This window comes from Sphingobacterium kitahiroshimense (assembly GCF_025961315.1).
GTDB lineage: Bacteria > Bacteroidota > Bacteroidia > Sphingobacteriales > Sphingobacteriaceae > Sphingobacterium > Sphingobacterium anhuiense.
Genome location: NZ_JAOQNK010000001.1, coordinates 4,390,888 through 4,410,261 on the forward strand (window position 1 = coordinate 4,390,888; position 19,374 = coordinate 4,410,261).

The following is a 19,374-nucleotide window of genomic DNA, read 5'->3' on the forward strand; positions in this document are numbered from 1 at the left end:
TAATTAATCTAATGAACAAGATACTGATTATCTGGTGAAACTTGCTTCATAAACTCTGACATTATCTTTCCAGTCTTTGACCTCCAGCTTAAAGCTATGTTTTCCGGATCCTAAAGTGGATTCGAAGTTATGCCAGATATGACGATTTTTTGGGTCATATTTCATCAGCACCCATTCGCCATCAATGTAAGCATTGAATGACTGTATCCCGGATAGATTATCAGAAATGGTAAAGTCAATTTGCTTTTGTGCACTGACATTTTTATTGTTAATGAGATTACGGACTATGATGGTTGGAGCTATCGTATCAACTGCTACATAGAAGTCGCCAAAACTGCGTACCAACGCTGTTACTAAACCATTTTCATATTTTCCACCCTGTGCACCACCATCTGTTGAAACGAGAAGAGCTTTACTGTACAGTTCTTTCGTCAGGTCGGCAGTTGGCCTAATACTTAATGTGTAAGAACCAAATACAGGCGTAAATTTATTATGGACGCGATGTAATTGAGAATAACCGTTGGCTGGTTTTTGACCTTCACTATAAGTAAAGTTTAAATTGTCATATAGCGTATTTTTGGGTATGGTTACTTTAAAATTGTCTGCTTGGTAAATGTTGTCCAGTAGGAAGTTGAAGTATTTACCAGCGTTTGACGGATTGTTTTTGACTACATAGTTTGCATTTCGTTGCACTTCGAAATTTATTTCTGTGGCATTGCCCTGAACATCTTTGACAACATAACGAACCTGATGTACTTTATCATCTTTAAGTTCCATAACACCGCTGTTGTCCAATTGTGCATAGATATCGATTGGATTTCCCGGTTGCTTAAAACTCTTTTGTACACGTACATTTGATTTTTTCCAATAAGGATAATCGATATAGGAATGGATAGCACGGGTCTTATCAAAAGGAATAGCTTCGAAAAGTACAGTACTGATATTTTTATTATCTAAAAATAATTCTATTGAATATACACCGTAAGTAAAGGAGATTCCTTTACGCCTATCTACGGTGTTGATCCCTAAACCAAATTTACCATTAACAGGAATCGGTGAGCTACCGGCAAGACTATAATTTCCATTGGCCAATGCTTTTACAGTCTGATGCCTTCGGGGTGTATTTTCATCGAAAATTGGATTGTCCAGATCATATAGTGTTACACCTCGTATGATAGGCTTAATACCATCTGGAAATGTAAGTCCAAAAAGTTGTGTGTTGAAAGGAAGCTGCTGTTTTGTATCGCGAATTTCAAAATGAAGATGTGGACCTGCAGATCCTCCTGTATTTCCTGAGTTTGCCAGAAGTTGTCCTTTCTTCAATTTGAACTGACCAGGTTTTAGAAATAGGTCGACGTCAAAACGTTTTTGTTTATACTGCTCTGCTTTTATAAAAGCATTGAGCTCATTATTGAAGCTTTCTAAATGTAGGTATACAGAAGTATAGCCATTGGGATGATCGAGGTAAACGGAATTCCCTCCACCCCCGATCTGTACACGGATACGCGAAACAAAACCGTCTGCAACGGCATATACTGGTATATTTATTTTTTGTTGCGTCCGATAGTCATCACCGCCATGGAAATGTGTTGCTCTCAATTCTCCGAATGAACCCGAGGCTTGCGGAGCAATATCCATAGGCGGTCTAAAATAATTTTGAGGGTATTGACGATGTTTGATGATATCCTGTGCATGGAGTGTGTTGGAAACAAGTGCAAACATCCCGATTATTGCGGTTAATTTTTTCATAGACCTTACTTTATGGTGCAACTAAACATTTGTTTCTCACCAATAAAACCAACTAAAGTATCACCGATTACAACGGGACCAACTCCTGCAGGAGTACCTGTGTAAATAAGATCTCCCTTTCGTAAAGTAATGAACTTGGAGATATAAACTATCAAATCGTCATATGAAAAAATCAGATACTTTGTATTTCCCTGCTGCACGGTTTCTTTGTTCTTTAGCAAGGAGAAATCAAGATTTTTAAGATCATCAATCTCTTCCTTTGGAATCAACGGGCTGATGACAGCTGAGCCATCAAAAGATTTTGCTAACTCCCAGGGAAGACCCTTCTCTTTGTGTTTTTGTTGTATGTCTCGCGCTGTGAAGTCAATACCGAGTCCGATGGCATCAAAATATGTGTTTGCGAATTTTTGGCTTACATGTTTTCCTTCTTTACAGATGCGTAATACGATTTCCGCTTCGTAGTGAATGTCGTTAGAAAACTCTGGATAATAAAAGTCTTTGTTATCCTTCAATAAAGCGGTGTCGGGTTTCATGAATACAACAGGCTCTTGTGGGATAGGGTTGTTCAGTTCTTTAGCGTGGTCGACATAGTTACGGCCTATAGCAATGACTTTCATCTTGATCTTTCTTAAAGTAAAGCACCTGGATATATGCGTTGATGGTGCGGAATATACAAACTTAGCAAATGTAGAAAGTAATTCAAATTGATTCGGATCAAATTGGGAAAGTGTTATAATTTAATAGGGAGTTAATAGGGGGATAATAGGGGTATAGCCCTACTAACTCCCTATTAAAACTGACTAAACAATATTTTATACCTAAATTAATGTATAATTTTGTATATATTTGGTATTGAGGAGTGTAAGAGGATTTGAAAACCAAATAACTATTTAAACCAATGGCAATTCAAGAGAACGGTCCTAATGGACCTTTTAAAGGTAAAGTAGGTTCAGTATATGGCTATAAGCTCAATGGTCAAAATATTATTAGAGGTGCTCGAAATAAAAATAGAAAGCCTCCAACCGAAGCTATGTTAATGAATCAGCAGAAGATGAAGGTTGCGAATAATTTTATTGTATCTGTAAAAGCTTTAATGCAGTATGGCTATCGTCATCAAGCTCCAAAGGGAAGTATAATTGGACCATTTCAGACAGCGCAACAACATATCTTAAAGGACACGATGGAGCTGGATGCTGATTGCCAATATTATGTTAATGTTGAAAAAGTTTTTGTATTTAGAGGTCTGCTTTCTCCTCCGACAGGTTGTTCTGTTGAAAGGCATGGCAAAATGTTGCATATGAAATGGATCGTTAATGCCGATTATAAGGATAAAATGTACAAAATGAGCTTCGCATTATTTAACACAAAAGAATTTATGCAACTTGACATCGGTGTCGCTGAGGTTAATTAAGGCTCTTGTACAGTACCATTAATTGGATCTTTTGACGAGAAAACTCCCATTCACGTATATTTTGTAATATGGGATTCGTACCTTGATTTAAATTCCGATTCGGTGTATTGTGGCATAGTTGAGTAGGAATTGCTCTTTGGTTTGTCTATTTTTAAAGCATGAAAGATTTAAAAGCCGTATTTTTTGATTTTGATGGGACATTGGTGGATTCTGAACGTTTTTATTTTGAAGCATGGAAGCCAATTCTTAAGTATCATTTTTCAATTGATTTAGATTTTGAGACTTGGATTCAACATTTTGCAGGACATACTTTAGCGCGTAATCTATTGACGATGAAAGAGCTCTGGGACGTAGAGGTAAAAGAAGAATTTATGTGGAGAACCACCAGGGAAAATTATGCACAACAAGATATGCTGAGTATACCCCTAATGCCCCATGCAAGAGAATTGATTCATTTTTTGGTTGAACAGGATATTCAGATCGGATTAGTGACTTCTAATTTTAGGCCAACTGTAGATCGCATGTTGACACATTATGATTTACATGAGCATTTTTCCTGGTTTGTAACACGTGAAGATGTTGTTAATCCAAAGCCTAATCCATCTTGTTATGAAAAAGCATTACAGTTATCGGGCTTTAATAGGGAAGAGGTCGTTGCTATAGAAGATACTGCAACAGGCGCGAGAGCGGCAATCGATGCCGGATTGAAGTGCATTGCTGTCACCAAACAAAAAGCTGAGCGTGATCGTCTGGATTTTGCAACCTATCTTTTTTCAGACTTAAAAGAGGTTAATGCTATCCTGAGGTAGTTTTTTGCATTTTTGTTACAAAAAATTAATCGTTTTAGCTTTGTTATTTTTAATATTATCTTTAATATTACAGCAGTAAGAACACCTTATTATGATGAATCGAAGAACCCTTGTTAAGCAATTGTTTATTATTGCGGGAGGAATTGCTCTATTGCCATCTTGCCTTCGTGAACAAGGAGGGGCATCTATTGTGCTCCAAAATATTAAGTTATCTGCAACAGATGAAGATTTCTTAGCAAAATTAGCTGAAATACTGATCCCTAAGACAGACTCTCCTGGTGGATTAGAGCTGAACTTACATCTGTTTGTAATGAAAATGGTTGATGATTGTGAAAGTCCAGAAAACCAACAGGTATTTGTAAAGGGCATGCAGGCATTAAAGGACAATTCCGAATCGCAGACTTCAGAGGATCTTTTAACCTCGATAACAACTTTGGAAGGTCAAAAGGAGGGAGATGAAGTTGCTTTTTTTAAGATATTCAAAAATCGGGCTATTCAAGGATATTTAAATTCTGAATACGTGATGAAAAACAAGTTGATATACAAATTGATTCCTGGGCCTTATCAAGCTGCGGTAAAATTGAAAGCGTAAATGGCAAATATTAATATAGACAGTCAAAAAGATAGAACCTACGATGCAATTGTGATTGGATCGGGGATTAGCGGTGGTTGGTCTGCGAAAGAATTGTGTGAAAAGGGATTAAAAACTTTGGTATTGGAGCGTGGCCGTGATGTCAAGCATATCAAAGATTATCCGACAACCAATATGAATCCCTGGGAATTTGAACATCGTAATGAGATGCCTTATGCGATCAAACAGGAGAATCCGATCGTTAGTAAATGTTATGCTTTTCATGAAGATGCTGCTCATTTTTTTGTAAAAGATAAAGAGCATCCTTATGTGCAAGACAAACCTTTTGATTGGATTCGTGGTTACCAGGTAGGTGGCAAATCGTTGTTATGGGCAAGACAGACACAGCGTTGGTCGGACTTTGATTTTGAAGGCCCAGCCCGCGATGGTTTTGCTGTTGATTGGCCGATTCGATATGCCGATTTAAAGCCATGGTACGATTACGTTGAAAAATTTGCTGGGATTGCAGGGGATAAGGATGGTTTGCCGGAATTGCCTGATGGCGAATTTTTACCGGGCTATCCACTTAATATGGTTGAAAAATATTTCAAACAATCTATTGCAGCCAAATATCCTGAACGGAAGGTAATTTCGGCACGTTGTGCACATCTTTCGAAGCCTAATCAGATTCATTTTGATCAGGGACGTGTGCAGTGCCAAAACCGTACATTATGTCAGCGTGGCTGTCCTTTTGGAGGCTACTTCAGCTCCAATGCGGTGACATTGCCATGGGCAGCAAAAACGGGTAATATGACCTTGCGTCCTTTTTCAGTGGTACATTCGATTTTATATGATGAGCAAAAAGGGAAAGCTGTTGGCGTTCGTGTTATAGACACCAATACGAAGGAAGAAATCGATTTTTATGCGCGCGTTATTTTTGTTAATGCGGCGGCAATTAATACAAATTTGATTTTATTGAATTCTAAATCAAATCGTTTCCCGAATGGATTGGGTAATGACTCCGGTGTATTGGGCAAATATGTTGCTTTCCATAATTATAGTGCCCGGATTTATGCGGAGTATGAAGGATTGCAGGACTATACAACGGAAGGACGAAATCCTGCGGGCGGTGGTTATATTCCACGGTTTAGAAACTTGCATAAGCAGGAAACAGATTATCTCCGCGGATATGCCGCAGGTTTTGGTGCATATCGGGGTAAAGACAGTGACCGAAGCGGAGCAGGTGAATCGTTAAAAAATAACTTACTGAATCCAAAGCTTGGAAATTGGCAGGTTGGCTCTCACATGATGGGCGAAACTATACCAAAAGAGTCTGGACAGGTAACCTTGGATACAAAGAAAATGGATGATTGGGGAATTCCTCTACTCCATATTGCTGTCGATTACGATGATAACGATGCAAAGATGAAGAAGGATTATCTCGATACAATGGAGGATATGTTCCAGACTGCTGGGTTTACAAATATCCGACGTGATGACGGTAACCAGGCTCCAGGTCTTGATATTCATGAGATGGGTGGAGCACGAATGGGATTGGATCCTAAAACATCAATGCTGAATAAATGGAATCAAGTTCATTCTGTACCCAATGTATTTGTTACAGACGGTGCAGCGATGACTTCAACTTCTACACAAAATCCTTCTCTGACATATATGGCTTTTTCGGCCCGTGCAGTGGATTATGCTGTAAATGAGATGAAAAAAGGAAATATATAAAAAATTTTAAAGATTAAGTTTTTTGAAAAAAAAACTTAATCTTTAAAATTAAAGCACTAATTTAAACCAATCTTAATTATCACAAATTAAGATAAACCAAACCAAATATCTTCACATCCGGTTTATGATACGGCTTAAGGAATGATATTTACAATTTATTTGCTAAAACGATTAAACAAATTATGATATGATGACCAATTTATGTTCGAAACTAAAATGAAAAACTGAATACCCTTTTATCCATTATAATTAACAAACTGAAGTAATAATTTTGTCTGAGTGTCTTTGAAAGGGAATTCTAGTACAATAATTTTTACTCTAAATAGCTAAAACGATTAAACTATTATCAAGCTAAGGATACCTATGCTTGAAATTTTAGATGTACTGGCTATATACGTTGTATAATTAAAAACCAATAAGCAAACATGTTTCTTCTTTTAAACGGTTGAAACAAATAAATAAATCTAAAATCACTTTAAAAATTATGAACAAATTTGACGCAAGAACATTTTTGCAGTTGAAGAAAAATTCTAAATTGTTTTTTTCTTTAGCTGTTATTGCTGGATCTATGCAACAGGTAAATGCCTCGTCCGCTACTTTGTCGGGGTATGCGCATGTATCAAAAGCAAAAGAACTTGTTGCTAAGCAAGGACAGGTTAGTGGTAAAATTGTGGACAGTAGCGGAAACCCAGTTTCGGGTGTAACGGTTTCTGTTAAAGGAACTTCTGTAGGTACCCAGACTTCTGAGACCGGTAGCTTTAGTATTAATGCGAAAGTAGGGGATATGCTGGTCATATCTTCAGTTGGATTTAAGACCGCGGAGACAAGGGTAAGTAGTACCTCAGGTCTAACCATTCGATTGGAATCTGCCGCAGATGTGCTGGATGAAGTCGTGGTAGTCGGTTATGGTACTATGCGTAAATCGGATGTTACGGGATCTATTGCGATGGTAAAAGGTGCTGATATGATCAAAGATCAAAACTTTAGTCCATTGGACAATTTAAGAGGGAAAGCATCGGGAGTGAATATTTTCTCCAATTCCAGTCAACCTGGTGCCTACGGTAATAAAGTGATCATACGTGGTATGGCTACGATTAATTCTTCATCAAATCCACTATACGTAGTAGATGGTGTGGTGATGGAAGATTTTCAATTATTGAATCCCAATGATATTGAAAGTATTGAAGTATTGAAGGATGCGTCTTCTGCCGCAATTTATGGTGCCCGTGGTGCCAATGGGGTAATCCTAGTAAGTACTAAGCGCGGTAATAAAGATGGCCGACGTACGATCAGTTACCAGGGATCGGTAGGAATAAGTACTCCACAGCGTTATATGGATCTTTTAAATGCGCAGGAATGGACAGATGCATTTATGATAGGTTTAGAAAATGAAAATAAATATCAAGGAAAAACCTGGGATTTGGATCGTTCAAAATGGTTTAATGATCCGGATTACTTTGACGCTACAGGTAAACCATTATATGATACCGATTGGCAAAAAGAAGCAACACGTACAGCTATATCGCAAAATCATCAGTTGAATTTGCAACAGGGGGATGATAAATCTTCAGTAGGAGCTTTTCTAAATTATACTGATCAACAAGGTATCGTCAATAGTACCTATAGTAAACGTTTGAACGGAAAGTTAGCGTATGATTCTAAACCGACTTCTTGGTTGTCCACTGCCGTTAATTTAAGTGTGAATCATACTTGGGGACAATATACGCCTGAAGATGGTGGTGGTCAAGATGCTCGCCGTACCATGATTGAAATGTTGCCATGGTATCCTGTACGAGATAAGCTTGGTGTATACACGAATTCTGCTTCTTCTAAAATTTCTGATGTTTTGGGTTTTGAAGGTATGGCTAATCCCGTTTCTATTTTAGAATTGCAAAAGCGGGAGCGCTATAATACACAGATTTTCGGTAATGCTGCTTTGACATTTCACCTAGCCGATGGACTAGATTTGAAAACACAATTTGGTATTGATAATCATCAAAAGAGATATAAAGGTTACTCATCTATAACATTAAATAATATTTCCAGACCAAATGGTTGGGCTGAGAGAGATCATACCAATACCTTATATTGGCAAGAGGAAACGTATTTGACTTATAATAAGCAGTTTGATAAGCATCGTATTAATGCGATGGCTGGATTGTCATGGCAAGAACGTACCTATGATTTTGATAACTCAAGAACGGAAGGTTTCTTTGATGATTTTTATGAGTCAAATAATATGGGGATCGGAATTTTACCGGCTCCTCCGGGATCAAATTCAAATAAATGGGCGATGAACTCTTATTTTTTAAGAGCCTCCTATTCTTACGATAATCGTTATTCTGCGACTATTACAAGCCGTTATGATGGATCATCTAAATTTGGAAAAAATAATAAATATGCTTTTTTCCCATCAGCTGGTTTAGCCTGGAACGTATCCAATGAAGATTTCTTGAAAGGCAACGAGTCTATTAGTAACTTGAAATTTCATACAAGTTATGGTTTAACAGGTAATTCTGAGATAGATCCTTACGGATCTTTAGCTATTGTTGAGGCTGGAACAGTTTTATTGAACGGAAATAGAGCTCCTTCTTCTTATGTTAGGGCAATTGCCAATCCTGATTTAAAATGGGAAAGAACAGCGCAGTATGACGTTGGAGTAGAGTTGGGATTATTTCAAAATCGTTTAAATTTTGATGTATCCTTCTATCATAAGAAAACAACTGATTTATTATTGGCTGCTCCCGTGCCAACAGCTACAGGTTTTAGTACAGTGATGAAAAATATTGGATCTGTACAAAATCAAGGTTTAGATATGATGATCACCGGAACTCTAGTTGATAATGATAATTTTAGCTGGAAATCATCTGTAAATATGAATTATAATAAAAATAAGGTGTTAAAATTAGGTGAAAATAATGCCGATATTTTAATGAATAATTGGGTCGGTGGTGCTAATAGTGTAATTCGTGTTGGAGAAAATTTAAATAGTTTTTATGGTTACCGTAGATTGGGTGTTTATACACAAGAAGATGTGGATGCTGGTAATGCTACATTAAGCCAAGTTGGTAGAGCTAAACGTACAACTGAGAAAGAAATTATTGGAAAGGGAATACCAGATTGGACAGGTAGCTTTATCAATAATTTAAAGTATAAAAACTTTGATTTTACGTTAGATCTTCAGTTTGTGAAAGGTGTAGAAGTAATGCAACAATTTTACCACTCTACTTATGATCGTTTTGGAATCACGAATGGCTTAAAAGAAATTTTGACGGATGCTTACAATGGTACAAATCCTAATACCATGCAGCAAGCGATTTACTTAACCAATGGGGGACATGCTGGTCAGGATACGAATGTCGACGATTCGTGGGTAGCGGATGGATCGTATATCAGAGTTAATCTAATTCAACTGGGATATACCTTTAATCCGGATGTATTGAAACGTGTAGGGATGTCTAATTTAAGGATATATGCAAATGCTAATAATCCATTCTTATTCACATCCAGTGATTTCAAAGGATATGACCCAGAAAGTACTTCTCAAGGGACCGGGAATTTTGGTCAAAACATGACATTTTTTGCTTATCCAAGAGCGAAGACTTTCTCTTTAGGTGTGAATGTAACTTTTTAAATCGTAGAACTTATCAAAATGAAAAATAAATTAGTAATGTTGTTATTGGCCGGAGTGACACTGACAACTTCCTGTAATAAATTTTTGGAAGAAGATCCAAAATCAAATTTATCGTTAGAATATTATTATCAAAATGCTGGACAAGCTGAAGGTACAGTAAATTCTCTTTATCGTCGCGGCGCTCAACTGCGGACATCTTATGCAAGTAGTGCTTACATTGGTCCTACGGCCTCAGTGAGTACGATGCTAACTGGATATTTTACCAATAGCTATGAAGGACAAGAACGAATTTGTTTATTTTCGAGGGAATTGACGCGTCAAAATAATACAAACTTGATTTCAGGTACTATGAATACCATTTGGGATGAAAGTTATACAGCTATTAATATTGCTAATGCGGGTTTAAAATATATTCCTAATATCAATATGGCCGAAGCCGCTAAAAATCGTCTAATTGGAGAAACTAAGTTTTTTAGAGCTTATAATTATTTCTATTTAGTGAAAACATTTGGAGCAATACCTTTATCTACGACTCCTATTGAAACTTTGAATGATAATCTATATTTAGATCGAACACCTGCTGCAAAGGTATACGAACTAATTGAAGCTGATCTTAAAGAAGCAATTGAGGCATTACCTGCAGCTAAATTTGCTCAAAATGGTCATAGAATCACTAAGTATGTTGCAGCAATGACTTTGGCGAATGTATATTTACAGCAAGGAAAATTTGCAGATGCTGCTACAGCAGCTAAAATTGTTGTTAATTCAGGCCATAGCATGACTGTAAATACTGATCTAGGCATGAGTAGTGCTTATAATCGCTTACGTACTACAGATGATTTGGATGAAGTGATTTACGCACAAGAATATGATGCTAATATCAGTAGTGGTAGCTGGTGGCCAACTTATGCTTTTAATTCTTCTGCTGTATCGGTATTTGATAAATATTCGATCTTTGAACGTGTTTTTGGACCAACAAAACAATTTTTGAATGTGTATGATACAAAAGATCTTCGTATTCAACCCAATCAATTTTTTCACTGGAAATATACAAATCCAATTAATGGTAAAGTTTGGGAATCTACTGATGCAGGTATTTGGTATTATTTTGATGAACAAGCGTTATTAACTACTGGTAAAGCAACAAAAGATTGGAACTTTTATCGCTACCCTGAAGCTTTGTTGATTGCCGCTGAAGCAATTGCTAAAAGTGGTAGTGTGACTGCTGAAGCAGCGGGCTACTTAGCGCAGGTTAAAGCTCGTGCAAATACAGAAGGTAAAACTGTTGCTCAATTTACTTCTGATTTACAAGGTTTATCTGTTGATCTTTTTGTGAAAGAATGTTGGATTGAACGCTTGAGAGAATTTCCATTAGAGTTCAAGATGTGGGATGATATTGTAAGGACGAAGATGTTTCCTGTTATCTCAACTACTGATGCTGGTAAAATAGATTTTGTACCCCTTATTGGTGCTAAAAATGCATCAGGTGCAGTATTTAAAGAGTCTGATCTTTTGTGGCCTATATCACCGGATGAAATTCAAAGAAATAATAAACTAACGCAAAACGAAGGTTATAAATAGCATAATGAGGCTGTCCAATCAAATTGGACAGCCTTTTTTAAGGATCTAATTATGAGAATATTTAGTTTTTACCTACTTTTTAGTATTACACTTTTGGCGAATGGTTTACAGGCACAGGAAAAAGTACACTTTGATGTTGCAGCCGCGCAGACTATGAAACAGATTTATCATTTATTTGGAAATGTTGAAAACCAGCTTCTATTGGAAAGGTTTCCTTTTGATGAGGGTTTTAAAGCCGATTATTTGAATAACACCGAACAAGCATCGCAGCAAAAGAAATATGCTTATCTATGGCCTTTTTCGGGTAGTTTTTCAGCTGTTAATGCTTTGATGGAGTTGCCGAAGAAAAAAAGGGAATATCAGAATATACTCGATCAAAAAGTATTGGTCGGCCTTGCGGGGTATCGTGATCAAAAACGTCTTCCTGTGGGATATGCATCATACTTAAATAACGCTCCTGTTTCCGATCGCTTTTATGATGATAATATCTGGCTAGGTATTGATTTTACGGATAGTTATTTGTTGACGAAAAAACAAGCGTATCTTACTAAAGCGAAGGAAGTGTGGGCGTTTGTGATGAGCGGTGAAGACGACCTACTTGGTGGTGGTATCTACTGGTGTGAACAAAAAAAAGAATCTAAAAATGCATGTTCTAATGCTCCTGCGAGTGTATTTGCGCTTAAGATGTATGAAGCAACGAACGATAACCATTATTTGGAAGAGGGCAGGAGACTTTACCATTGGACCAAAGAAAAATTAGAAGATCCTAATGATGGCCTTTTTTGGGATAATATGAGTTTAAATGGACATATAGATAAAGCAAAATACTCTTATAATTCGGGTCAGATGTTGCAAGCAGCGGCTTTATTGTACCGGTTGACTCAGGAGAAGCAATATTTGATGGATGCTCAAAAGCTCGGAGAAGCCTGTTATTCTTATTTTTTTCAAGATGTCACAGGACAAGAATTTAAATTGTTAAAAAACAGCAATCTATGGTTTCATGCTGTGATGATGCGGGGATTTATCAGTCTATTTGAACAAGATCATAATCCTAAGTATTTGGCAGTTTTTGCTCATAATCTGCAATATGCCTGGAACTATATGCGGGATGAAAAAGGTTTGTTCTATACGGACTGGACACTTAAAGATAGGAAGGAAACGAAAGGGTTGCTAGATCAGTGTGCATTTGTAGAGATGTATGCGCGACTGGCAAAACTTGGATACTAATAAAAAAATAGGCTGATTATATCAGCCTATTTTTTTATTAAATTATAATACATTGATTCTTTTTCCATCCCATCCCACAGCCTTGACCTGTGTTGTACCTTTTGGAGTATGAACGGTTGTGCTGGAGACGTCATTAGACCCAGCTCCTACAAATGCAATTTTTACAAGTTTATCACCTGCATAGGTTTCAAATGCTACAGCATTTTTCCAAGCGCTGTTTTGAACAATGATTTTATCTTCTCTTTTCTCGAAACCAGAACCTTCGATCCCGTTTAAGGGCAGTCTATTTTTATAAATTGAAGTGCTGTTTGCAGTAATATAATGTAATACCGGTGTGGAAGGTTTCTTATACTTAGATGCATACTGTTTTACGGCTGCAATATCAGCTGCTGTGATGGTCATCTGTGCGCAGGTATAATCATCTACCCAAAGGTCAATAGGGATAAGCATTCCAGACTGTTCAAAGAAATCTGTGAGATCTAATTTTGATGCATCACATGCGTTTTTGATAAACTCGAGCTGGTAGTATGCGTCTTGTTTAGTTGCTGTTGCTGGAGCATTAATTGCTTTCGTGAAGATATCACCATAAAAGTTTTTGTTCTCCCATGAATTTCCTTTTCCTGCGACATTGAAGTACAGCTGTAATTGCCAAAGTGGAACTAGTTTTACGAAGTGATCTCCGCCCCAATCACGTGGACGTTGGCGATCCCACCTGTCTGGGCCTGCTTGTGTTAACCAGGGTTGACGGTGTACAAATGCAGATTCCATATAAGCAGTGATACGGCCTCCAATTTTAGGTTCATCATAGTCTTTTAAGCGTTCTCGTTCTAATTTGGGACTATGGCTGTTATACGTATATTGTGTCCATACGGAATAGATGTTATTGGTTACCTCTGTTGTACCTACCCATTTCATATTAGGCCTTACTTGGTTGACATGACCAAACTCATGCGCTACTCCCCAAGAATTTTTCCTAAGATTAGCCACATTTGCGACATCTTTCATGGTATTATCGTGAAATGCGGCGCCGATACCATCTGCATGCATAAATCCTTGCCAGATAACACGGCCAAACATTCTGTTCTTCGGAATTCTTTTTGTTTGTGTCAACCCCATGATTTGGTGCTGGATACCAATAATTGAATCATAAAGTTGGATCAGTTCTACGCCTTGATGGGGTGCATTTTCTTGTAATGATTTGACCGAATATGCAAGTTGTACTTGTTTTCCTACAATATCTAAGATGGGTCCAGAAGCATTTGCTAGCATACGATCCCAATCTTTATTGGTATGCTTACCTCGTTCAAATACATCATTCACTTTTCCACCTAGTATGTGAATGTTGATCTTTTTTGAAGATACTTTGTCTTCTGTGAAATATTGAATGTAAGCATTTCCTTTATTTTCAATTTTCAAAGCATTATAGCCTTCTTTTAGATTGTAGTCTTTTTGTTTGAAGTTTTTATCATCCCAGTTTGTTACGCGTAGCGCAATAGGGCTTCCATTGGTCTTTCCAACCCATACAATAGCTTCATCTCCTGCTGTGAAGTAAATACCAGTAGGATTTTCATATTGGGAGTAAGGGCTTGTTTTAAGTCGCTTGCTTAGGCTATTGGGAGATTGATAATTTGTATAAGCGCGTAAACGTTTTTGAATGGGGTAAGATCCCTCTTTTAATTGTCTAGCAGTCTGCTTTAATATCAAATTATTGATATTTTCAATGTCCTGATCTCTGGCATTCTTTTTTAATTGACTGTAATCGTCTTTTGCAAATACTTGGCTATACTGTTGCTGAGCGTAAGACTGTACAGTTATTACAGTTATCAATAAAAAAGTAAATAGTTTATTCATCGTTATTGAATTGGTTTGAAGGTAATTTCAAATATAATCCAAAAGATAGCTTTATTTATAACCTTCATTTAAGACAAACGATTGTGTAATATAGGTTTTACTATTTATAATTTTTTCCATATTTCTTCGGTTACCCACACGGAGTTTGAAAGTTGATATTTCACTCTTATCTGGTGGTCTTCTTCTGTTTTGGAATAAAATAAGATATTGGTTATCCCTTGCAGTGATTTATCATATGAATAATCGATGTCTTCATATATCTGATTATTTAATGCTGTAAATCTACCTGATAATTGTTTGGATCCATTTGAACTGGTAATTATGAAGGATCGATCTGCGTTATATTCTTTTATATTGCCAAAAGAAGTTTTTCTCTTGGTACTGTGTTCTGTCCCATCGGATAGAATCCGAATGTTAGTGATTTCAAGAAGTTTCCATTTACCGACTAAAAGTTTATCAAATCCTGCTGAAACAATGACTTCTTCCAGTTGATTGGCGGGCCTTGGGATTAATTTTAAAGTTGTTATCTCGTGAGTAAGATCGCTGGTTTTTATAGTGAGCATGTTATAATTGAGATGCGATATTCGTATATTTTTACTTTGTGTATTTCCTAGACGTGCAATTCCATTTTCATCCGAAACGGTTCCATTATTTTCCTCTTCTAAAAATATACTTGCTTTGGGTATGGGGTTTGATGTTGTGGCATCAAGCAGAATAATTTTTTTTAATTGGGCTTGGCACAGATGGGTGCAACATAAGTATATAATTAAAAAGCTTAGAAATACAAGTGTGCCTGAAGGCTGTTTTTGCAATGTGGTCATAATCGTCAGGTTTAGGTTATCTACCTGTATGACTACGACGGATTCAATTAGTTTAAAATAAAAATTCCCTTTACATAATCTGTAAAGGGAATCGCTATAATGGAATTTAGATAGTTATACGTTGACCGTAGCATCCATTTTAAAATCGTCATCTTTCAGGTGTACGATTTCCATTGATTTTTCGTAGTTTGTTGATTTCTTCGAGAAGAAGTCATGTTGCGTTGTTTCTGTATTTAGGCCATTTAAAACAATTGGGTTCACCTGCTTCACTTCAAAGATCGGATCAAATCCAAGATTCATTAATGCCTTATTACCGTTGTAACGAACATATTCTTTTACCTCTGCTGTTAAACCAACTTCGGTATAGATTTCTTCTGTATATTTCATCTCGTTATCGAACAATTCGTTCAATAAATTGATGAATTTTTGTTTCACTTCTTCTTGATTTTTTAGTTTTTTGAAGACTTCTTGTGCCATTAATCCAACGAAAACACCGTGGATAGACTCATCCGCAATAATTTTTTTGATGATATCTGCTGAAGCAACCATTTGTCCTTGACCACATAACCACAATGGTAAGAAGAAACCTGAATAAAATAGAAATGACTCAAGAAGCACTGAAGCTGCCAGTGTCATAAATAATTCTTCATTTGTTGGATTCTTTTTGTCTAATACATGGTAATAAGAGTCAATGGTGGATGCTTTGAATTGCAAAAATTTATTTTGTTCAACCCAACCAAAAATATCATTGATTTCGTTTGTAGTAGATACCGTTGTAAAAATAGTCGAATATGATTTTGCGTGGATCGCCTCCATCATACACATATACGATAATACAGCCTTATTTTGTAACGATTCTGTATGTTCGATGATTTTTGGCATTCCTGTATGGCTCTGTAAAGTATCTAACAAAGTCAATCCGCCCAATGCTTTTTTGTAGCATTCTTTCATTTCCCAGCTTAATCCTTTCCAACTATCAATATCTTTTGAAGGGATATATTCGGTATCAATCCAGAATTGTCTAATATTTTGCTCCCAAAACATCAAGGCATAATCATTATCTGGCGTATTCCAGTTTACAGCAGTATATTGTTTACTCATTATTTTACAGCGAGAATTATTGAATGTATATGTTAATAGCGCAATTCAAAAGTTTTAATAACTTTTGAATTGCTTATGGGTTTTATTTTAAATGAAGTTTATGCTGAACAAGAAACACAATCTTCAATAGATGACTTACGTGTACGCGTATAATACAATGATTTTAACCCTAATTTATGTGCATAAATGTAGTATCTAGATAGATCACGTGTATTATCTTTAGAATTTGTATGTAAAATAGTACTTACTCCTTGATCAATGTGACGTTGGATTACAGATACTAATTTAAGTACCTTGAATTGATCCATGTCGTATGCCGATTTGAAGTAGAAGTAATTATCATTTGTCAAATAAGGCATTGGGTAATAGGTTGTACTATCTCCATATTCGCGAACTTCGATGATATCCACAATCGGCATAACAGAGGCGGTTGCGTTCATGATATAAGATGTAGATTGGTTCGGTGCAATAGCCAGACGATATGCATGATAAATACCGTACTCTTGAACTTCTGCTTTCAATTTTTCCCAATCTTCAATTGTTGGAATATGTACTCCTTCAAATAATTCTTTAACCTTATCTGTTTTTGGCAAATAATCGCGTTCTGTATATGTGTTGAAATATGATCCATCTGCATAAGCTGACTTTTCAAATCCTACAAATGTTCTTTGACGGTCACGTGCGATTTCCATCGATGCTTCCAAAGAGTAGAAGTTCATCATCATAAAGAATGCATTGGCAAAGTCTAATGCTTCCTCCGATTCGTACATAATAAAGCTTTTCGCTAAATAACCATGTAGATTCATAGCTCCAAGTCCTACTGAATGTAATTCTTTATTTGCTTTGGCGATAGAAGGAACCATTTTGATATCTGTTACATCAGATACCATTGTTAAAGCACGCATTGCTAATTTAACAGATTCTTTAACACGCTTATTATCCATTACGGTAGCAATATTCAAGGAACCTAAGTTACATGAGATACCATATTTGATTTGATCTTCTTCTCCGTAGATATTTATTTCTGAAACTTCAGACACCTGCATGATCTCCGTACATAAGTTTGAGAATTTTACTTTACCAATGCCATTCAATGCATGAGCACGGTTGGTGTTTTCTTTGTAGAAGATATAAGGATAGCCGGACTCTTTTTGTGTCTGTGCAACCTTTACTAACATGTGACGGGCGTTGATTTTCTTTTTCTTGATATTCGGATTGGTAATTAACTCTTCGTACATTTTGTCCATATCCATTTCATCCAATGGAATGCCGTATTCCAGCATCACAGTATGTGGATATATTAAGTAACAGGCTTCATCTTTTTCAGCCAATTCCATGAATTTATCAGGAATAATGATACCTATAGAAAGGGATTTGATACGTACTTTCTCATCCACATTGATTTTTTTACAGTCTAAGAACTCTTCAATGTCAGCATGAAAAATGTTTAAGTATACAGCTCCAGCACCAGGACGCTGACCCAGTTGGTTGGCATATGAGAAAGTATCTTCCATGATTTTCATGATTGGAAGAACACCTCCAGCGCGACCTTCAACTCCTTTGATGGCTTCGCCACGAGCACGAATTTTCGATATATTGAATGAAACTCCGCCTCCGATGGAAGATAATTTCATTGCTGAATCAACCGCATAGCCGATACCATTTAAATTGTCACCAATTTCATCTAAGAAACAAGAAACCAATTCTCCAGAACGTTTTTTACCTGCATTTAAGAATGTTGGTGTTGCTGGTTGATATTCTTGATTGATGAATAATTCGGCATAAGCAATTGCTTTTTCTACACCTTCGTGACGCGCTAAAAATAAAGCTACTGCTACGACACGGTCTTCATAACGTTCTAAGAACTTTTCTCCAGAATCGTCTCTTAACGCATAGCTCTGGAAAAATTTAAACGCAGCCATGAAAGAGGCAAAGCGGAATTTTTTTGCGAAAACAAAATTATAGACCGTTTCCATTTCTTCGTATGTAAACCATTCGTAGAAATTGATATAGTAATTTTGCTCAATTAAGTAATCGATTTTTTCTTTTAAAGTATAAAAGAACACCGTGTTCTTATTCACATACTCTAAAAAATAGGCACGTACGGCCTCTTTATCTTTATGTAAGCTAAACTCGTCATCATGTTTAATCATGATTTCGTTGTTAAGCAATATCCAGTTTTTTGCTACCTCGTTTGCTACCATCGCAGTTGTTCTTTATGATGTCAATAAATTGGTTAATATCCTCCATTGTACCAGACAATTCAAATTTGAAAGCCAATGGGATGTCAAAGTCAGCTGAAATTTTATCAGCGGCAAGTCCAAAGTTCTGTCCCCAGTTGCGGTTCCCGCTCGAAGTGACCGAATATATTTTAGACGCGTTTGCTGTCATAAATATGCGTGTCGTTTCGGGCATTTGTCCGAAATTAGTTGTGAACGTTACGAGATGCCCCGATTCTTCAGCAATAAGATCTGCGGTTATTTTATGAGCATGCCAGCCTGTGATTTGGGTAAGCTTGTCCATAAAACGTTGCACATTTCCAGTTTTGCTATCGTAATAAATATGTATCATGGATTATAAAAATTTGATACCAGATTATTATTATAATGCGATCGCTCCTAATTCTTCAGGCTTAAATCCAATGATACGGTGTTGAATTTCGTCATTTTCCAAAACGATTACGGTCGGAACTGTGCGAACTTTAAATTTTGCAGCTAAATCTGGTTGGTCAAATGGGTTGATAGACTCATATTTGATACCTTTTTGATCTAGATATGCAGATACTTGCGCACAAGGTGCACAATCGTTTTTCTCGAATTTGATGATTCTTGCCATGATTATACTTAAATTTAAAAATCGCGCTTCCTAAAAGAAGGCGAGTT

General features: G+C 36.6%; 15 protein-coding genes. 7 read left to right on the forward strand and 8 right to left on the reverse strand.

Annotated features, from left to right (window positions below; translation table 11 throughout):
- Positions 1 to 27: 27 nt before the first annotated feature.
- Positions 28 to 1,749, reverse strand: coding sequence for a M23 family metallopeptidase (locus M2265_RS19125; RefSeq protein WP_132769239.1), 1,722 nt, complete (start codon positions 1,747 to 1,749; stop codon positions 28 to 30).
- A gap of 5 nt (positions 1,750 to 1,754) precedes the next feature.
- A complete protein-coding gene (locus tag M2265_RS19130; protein WP_132769237.1) occupies positions 1,755 to 2,366 on the reverse strand; it encodes a fumarylacetoacetate hydrolase family protein in 612 nt (203 codons plus the stop codon).
- A 281-nt stretch (positions 2,367 to 2,647) separates the two neighbouring features.
- Between M2265_RS19130 and M2265_RS19135 the strand changes: the two genes are divergently transcribed.
- The 7 genes from M2265_RS19135 to M2265_RS19165 all read left to right on the forward strand — a co-directional run bounded on the left by M2265_RS19135 (position 2,648) and on the right by M2265_RS19165 (position 12,719).
- Complete coding sequence (locus M2265_RS19135; protein ID WP_132769235.1) at positions 2,648 to 3,160, forward strand: DUF6266 family protein; 513 nt, start codon at positions 2,648 to 2,650, stop codon at positions 3,158 to 3,160.
- 158 nt (positions 3,161 to 3,318) lie between these two features.
- Positions 3,319 to 3,969 carry an HAD family hydrolase gene (locus M2265_RS19140; RefSeq protein WP_021191854.1) on the forward strand — a complete coding sequence of 217 codons (651 nt, stop codon included), beginning with the start codon at positions 3,319 to 3,321 and terminating at the stop codon, positions 3,967 to 3,969.
- A 91-nt stretch (positions 3,970 to 4,060) separates the two neighbouring features.
- Positions 4,061 to 4,561, forward strand: coding sequence for a gluconate 2-dehydrogenase subunit 3 family protein (locus M2265_RS19145; RefSeq protein WP_243655394.1), 501 nt, complete (start codon positions 4,061 to 4,063; stop codon positions 4,559 to 4,561).
- Entirely contained in the window at positions 4,562 to 6,277 is a 1,716-nt protein-coding gene (locus M2265_RS19150; protein WP_132769233.1) for a GMC oxidoreductase, read from the forward strand.
- 484 nt (positions 6,278 to 6,761) lie between these two features.
- On the forward strand, positions 6,762 to 9,911 hold the full coding sequence (locus M2265_RS19155; protein ID WP_207902395.1) for a SusC/RagA family TonB-linked outer membrane protein: 3,150 nt from the start codon (positions 6,762 to 6,764) through the stop codon (positions 9,909 to 9,911).
- A gap of 18 nt (positions 9,912 to 9,929) precedes the next feature.
- A complete protein-coding gene (locus M2265_RS19160) occupies positions 9,930 to 11,492 on the forward strand; it encodes a RagB/SusD family nutrient uptake outer membrane protein (protein ID WP_132769231.1) in 1,563 nt (520 codons plus the stop codon).
- A gap of 51 nt (positions 11,493 to 11,543) precedes the next feature.
- A complete protein-coding gene (locus M2265_RS19165) occupies positions 11,544 to 12,719 on the forward strand; it encodes a glycoside hydrolase family 76 protein (RefSeq protein WP_132769229.1) in 1,176 nt (391 codons plus the stop codon).
- Positions 12,720 to 12,761: 42 nt separating this feature from the next.
- Here the strand turns inward: M2265_RS19165 and M2265_RS19170 are convergent, their stop codons facing one another.
- The 6 genes from M2265_RS19170 to M2265_RS19195 all read right to left on the reverse strand — a co-directional run bounded on the left by M2265_RS19170 (position 12,762) and on the right by M2265_RS19195 (position 19,327).
- Positions 12,762 to 14,570, reverse strand: a complete 1,809-nt coding sequence (locus M2265_RS19170) for a M60 family metallopeptidase (RefSeq protein ID WP_132769228.1) — start codon at positions 14,568 to 14,570, stop codon at positions 12,762 to 12,764.
- Positions 14,571 to 14,674: 104 nt separating this feature from the next.
- A complete protein-coding gene (locus tag M2265_RS19175) occupies positions 14,675 to 15,391 on the reverse strand; it encodes a carboxypeptidase-like regulatory domain-containing protein (protein ID WP_132769226.1) in 717 nt (238 codons plus the stop codon).
- 114 nt (positions 15,392 to 15,505) lie between these two features.
- Positions 15,506 to 16,492: a class 1b ribonucleoside-diphosphate reductase subunit beta gene (gene nrdF / locus M2265_RS19180; protein ID WP_021191849.1), complete on the reverse strand. Its 987-nt coding sequence runs from the start codon at positions 16,490 to 16,492 to the stop codon at positions 15,506 to 15,508.
- A gap of 98 nt (positions 16,493 to 16,590) precedes the next feature.
- Positions 16,591 to 18,645 carry a class 1b ribonucleoside-diphosphate reductase subunit alpha gene (gene nrdE / locus M2265_RS19185; protein ID WP_264599361.1) on the reverse strand — a complete coding sequence of 685 codons (2,055 nt, stop codon included), beginning with the start codon at positions 18,643 to 18,645 and terminating at the stop codon, positions 16,591 to 16,593.
- A gap of 10 nt (positions 18,646 to 18,655) precedes the next feature.
- Positions 18,656 to 19,063 carry a class Ib ribonucleoside-diphosphate reductase assembly flavoprotein NrdI gene (nrdI, locus tag M2265_RS19190; RefSeq protein ID WP_132769222.1) on the reverse strand — a complete coding sequence of 136 codons (408 nt, stop codon included), beginning with the start codon at positions 19,061 to 19,063 and terminating at the stop codon, positions 18,656 to 18,658.
- A 30-nt stretch (positions 19,064 to 19,093) separates the two neighbouring features.
- Positions 19,094 to 19,327, reverse strand: a complete 234-nt coding sequence (locus M2265_RS19195; protein ID WP_021191847.1) for a thioredoxin family protein — start codon at positions 19,325 to 19,327, stop codon at positions 19,094 to 19,096.
- Positions 19,328 to 19,374 lie beyond the last annotated feature (47 nt).

Coding starts and splice junctions, on each gene's coding strand:
- M2265_RS19125 (WP_132769239.1), bottom strand. CDS start 1,749: ATGAAAAAATTAACCGCAATAATCGGGATGTTTGCACTTGTTTCCAAC.
- M2265_RS19130 (WP_132769237.1), bottom strand. CDS start 2,366: ATGAAAGTCATTGCTATAGGCCGTAACTATGTCGACCACGCTAAAGAA.
- M2265_RS19135 (WP_132769235.1), top strand. CDS start 2,648: ATGGCAATTCAAGAGAACGGTCCTAATGGACCTTTTAAAGGTAAAGTA.
- M2265_RS19140 (WP_021191854.1), top strand. CDS start 3,319: ATGAAAGATTTAAAAGCCGTATTTTTTGATTTTGATGGGACATTGGTG.
- M2265_RS19145 (WP_243655394.1), top strand. CDS start 4,061: ATGATGAATCGAAGAACCCTTGTTAAGCAATTGTTTATTATTGCGGGA.
- M2265_RS19150 (WP_132769233.1), top strand. CDS start 4,562: ATGGCAAATATTAATATAGACAGTCAAAAAGATAGAACCTACGATGCA.
- M2265_RS19155 (WP_207902395.1), top strand. CDS start 6,762: ATGAACAAATTTGACGCAAGAACATTTTTGCAGTTGAAGAAAAATTCT.
- M2265_RS19160 (WP_132769231.1), top strand. CDS start 9,930: ATGAAAAATAAATTAGTAATGTTGTTATTGGCCGGAGTGACACTGACA.
- M2265_RS19165 (WP_132769229.1), top strand. CDS start 11,544: ATGAGAATATTTAGTTTTTACCTACTTTTTAGTATTACACTTTTGGCG.
- M2265_RS19170 (WP_132769228.1), bottom strand. CDS start 14,570: ATGAATAAACTATTTACTTTTTTATTGATAACTGTAATAACTGTACAG.
- M2265_RS19175 (WP_132769226.1), bottom strand. CDS start 15,391: ATGACCACATTGCAAAAACAGCCTTCAGGCACACTTGTATTTCTAAGC.
- nrdF (WP_021191849.1), bottom strand. CDS start 16,492: ATGAGTAAACAATATACTGCTGTAAACTGGAATACGCCAGATAATGAT.
- nrdE (WP_264599361.1), bottom strand. CDS start 18,645: ATGATTAAACATGATGACGAGTTTAGCTTACATAAAGATAAAGAGGCC.
- nrdI (WP_132769222.1), bottom strand. CDS start 19,063: ATGATACATATTTATTACGATAGCAAAACTGGAAATGTGCAACGTTTT.
- M2265_RS19195 (WP_021191847.1), bottom strand. CDS start 19,327: ATGGCAAGAATCATCAAATTCGAGAAAAACGATTGTGCACCTTGTGCG.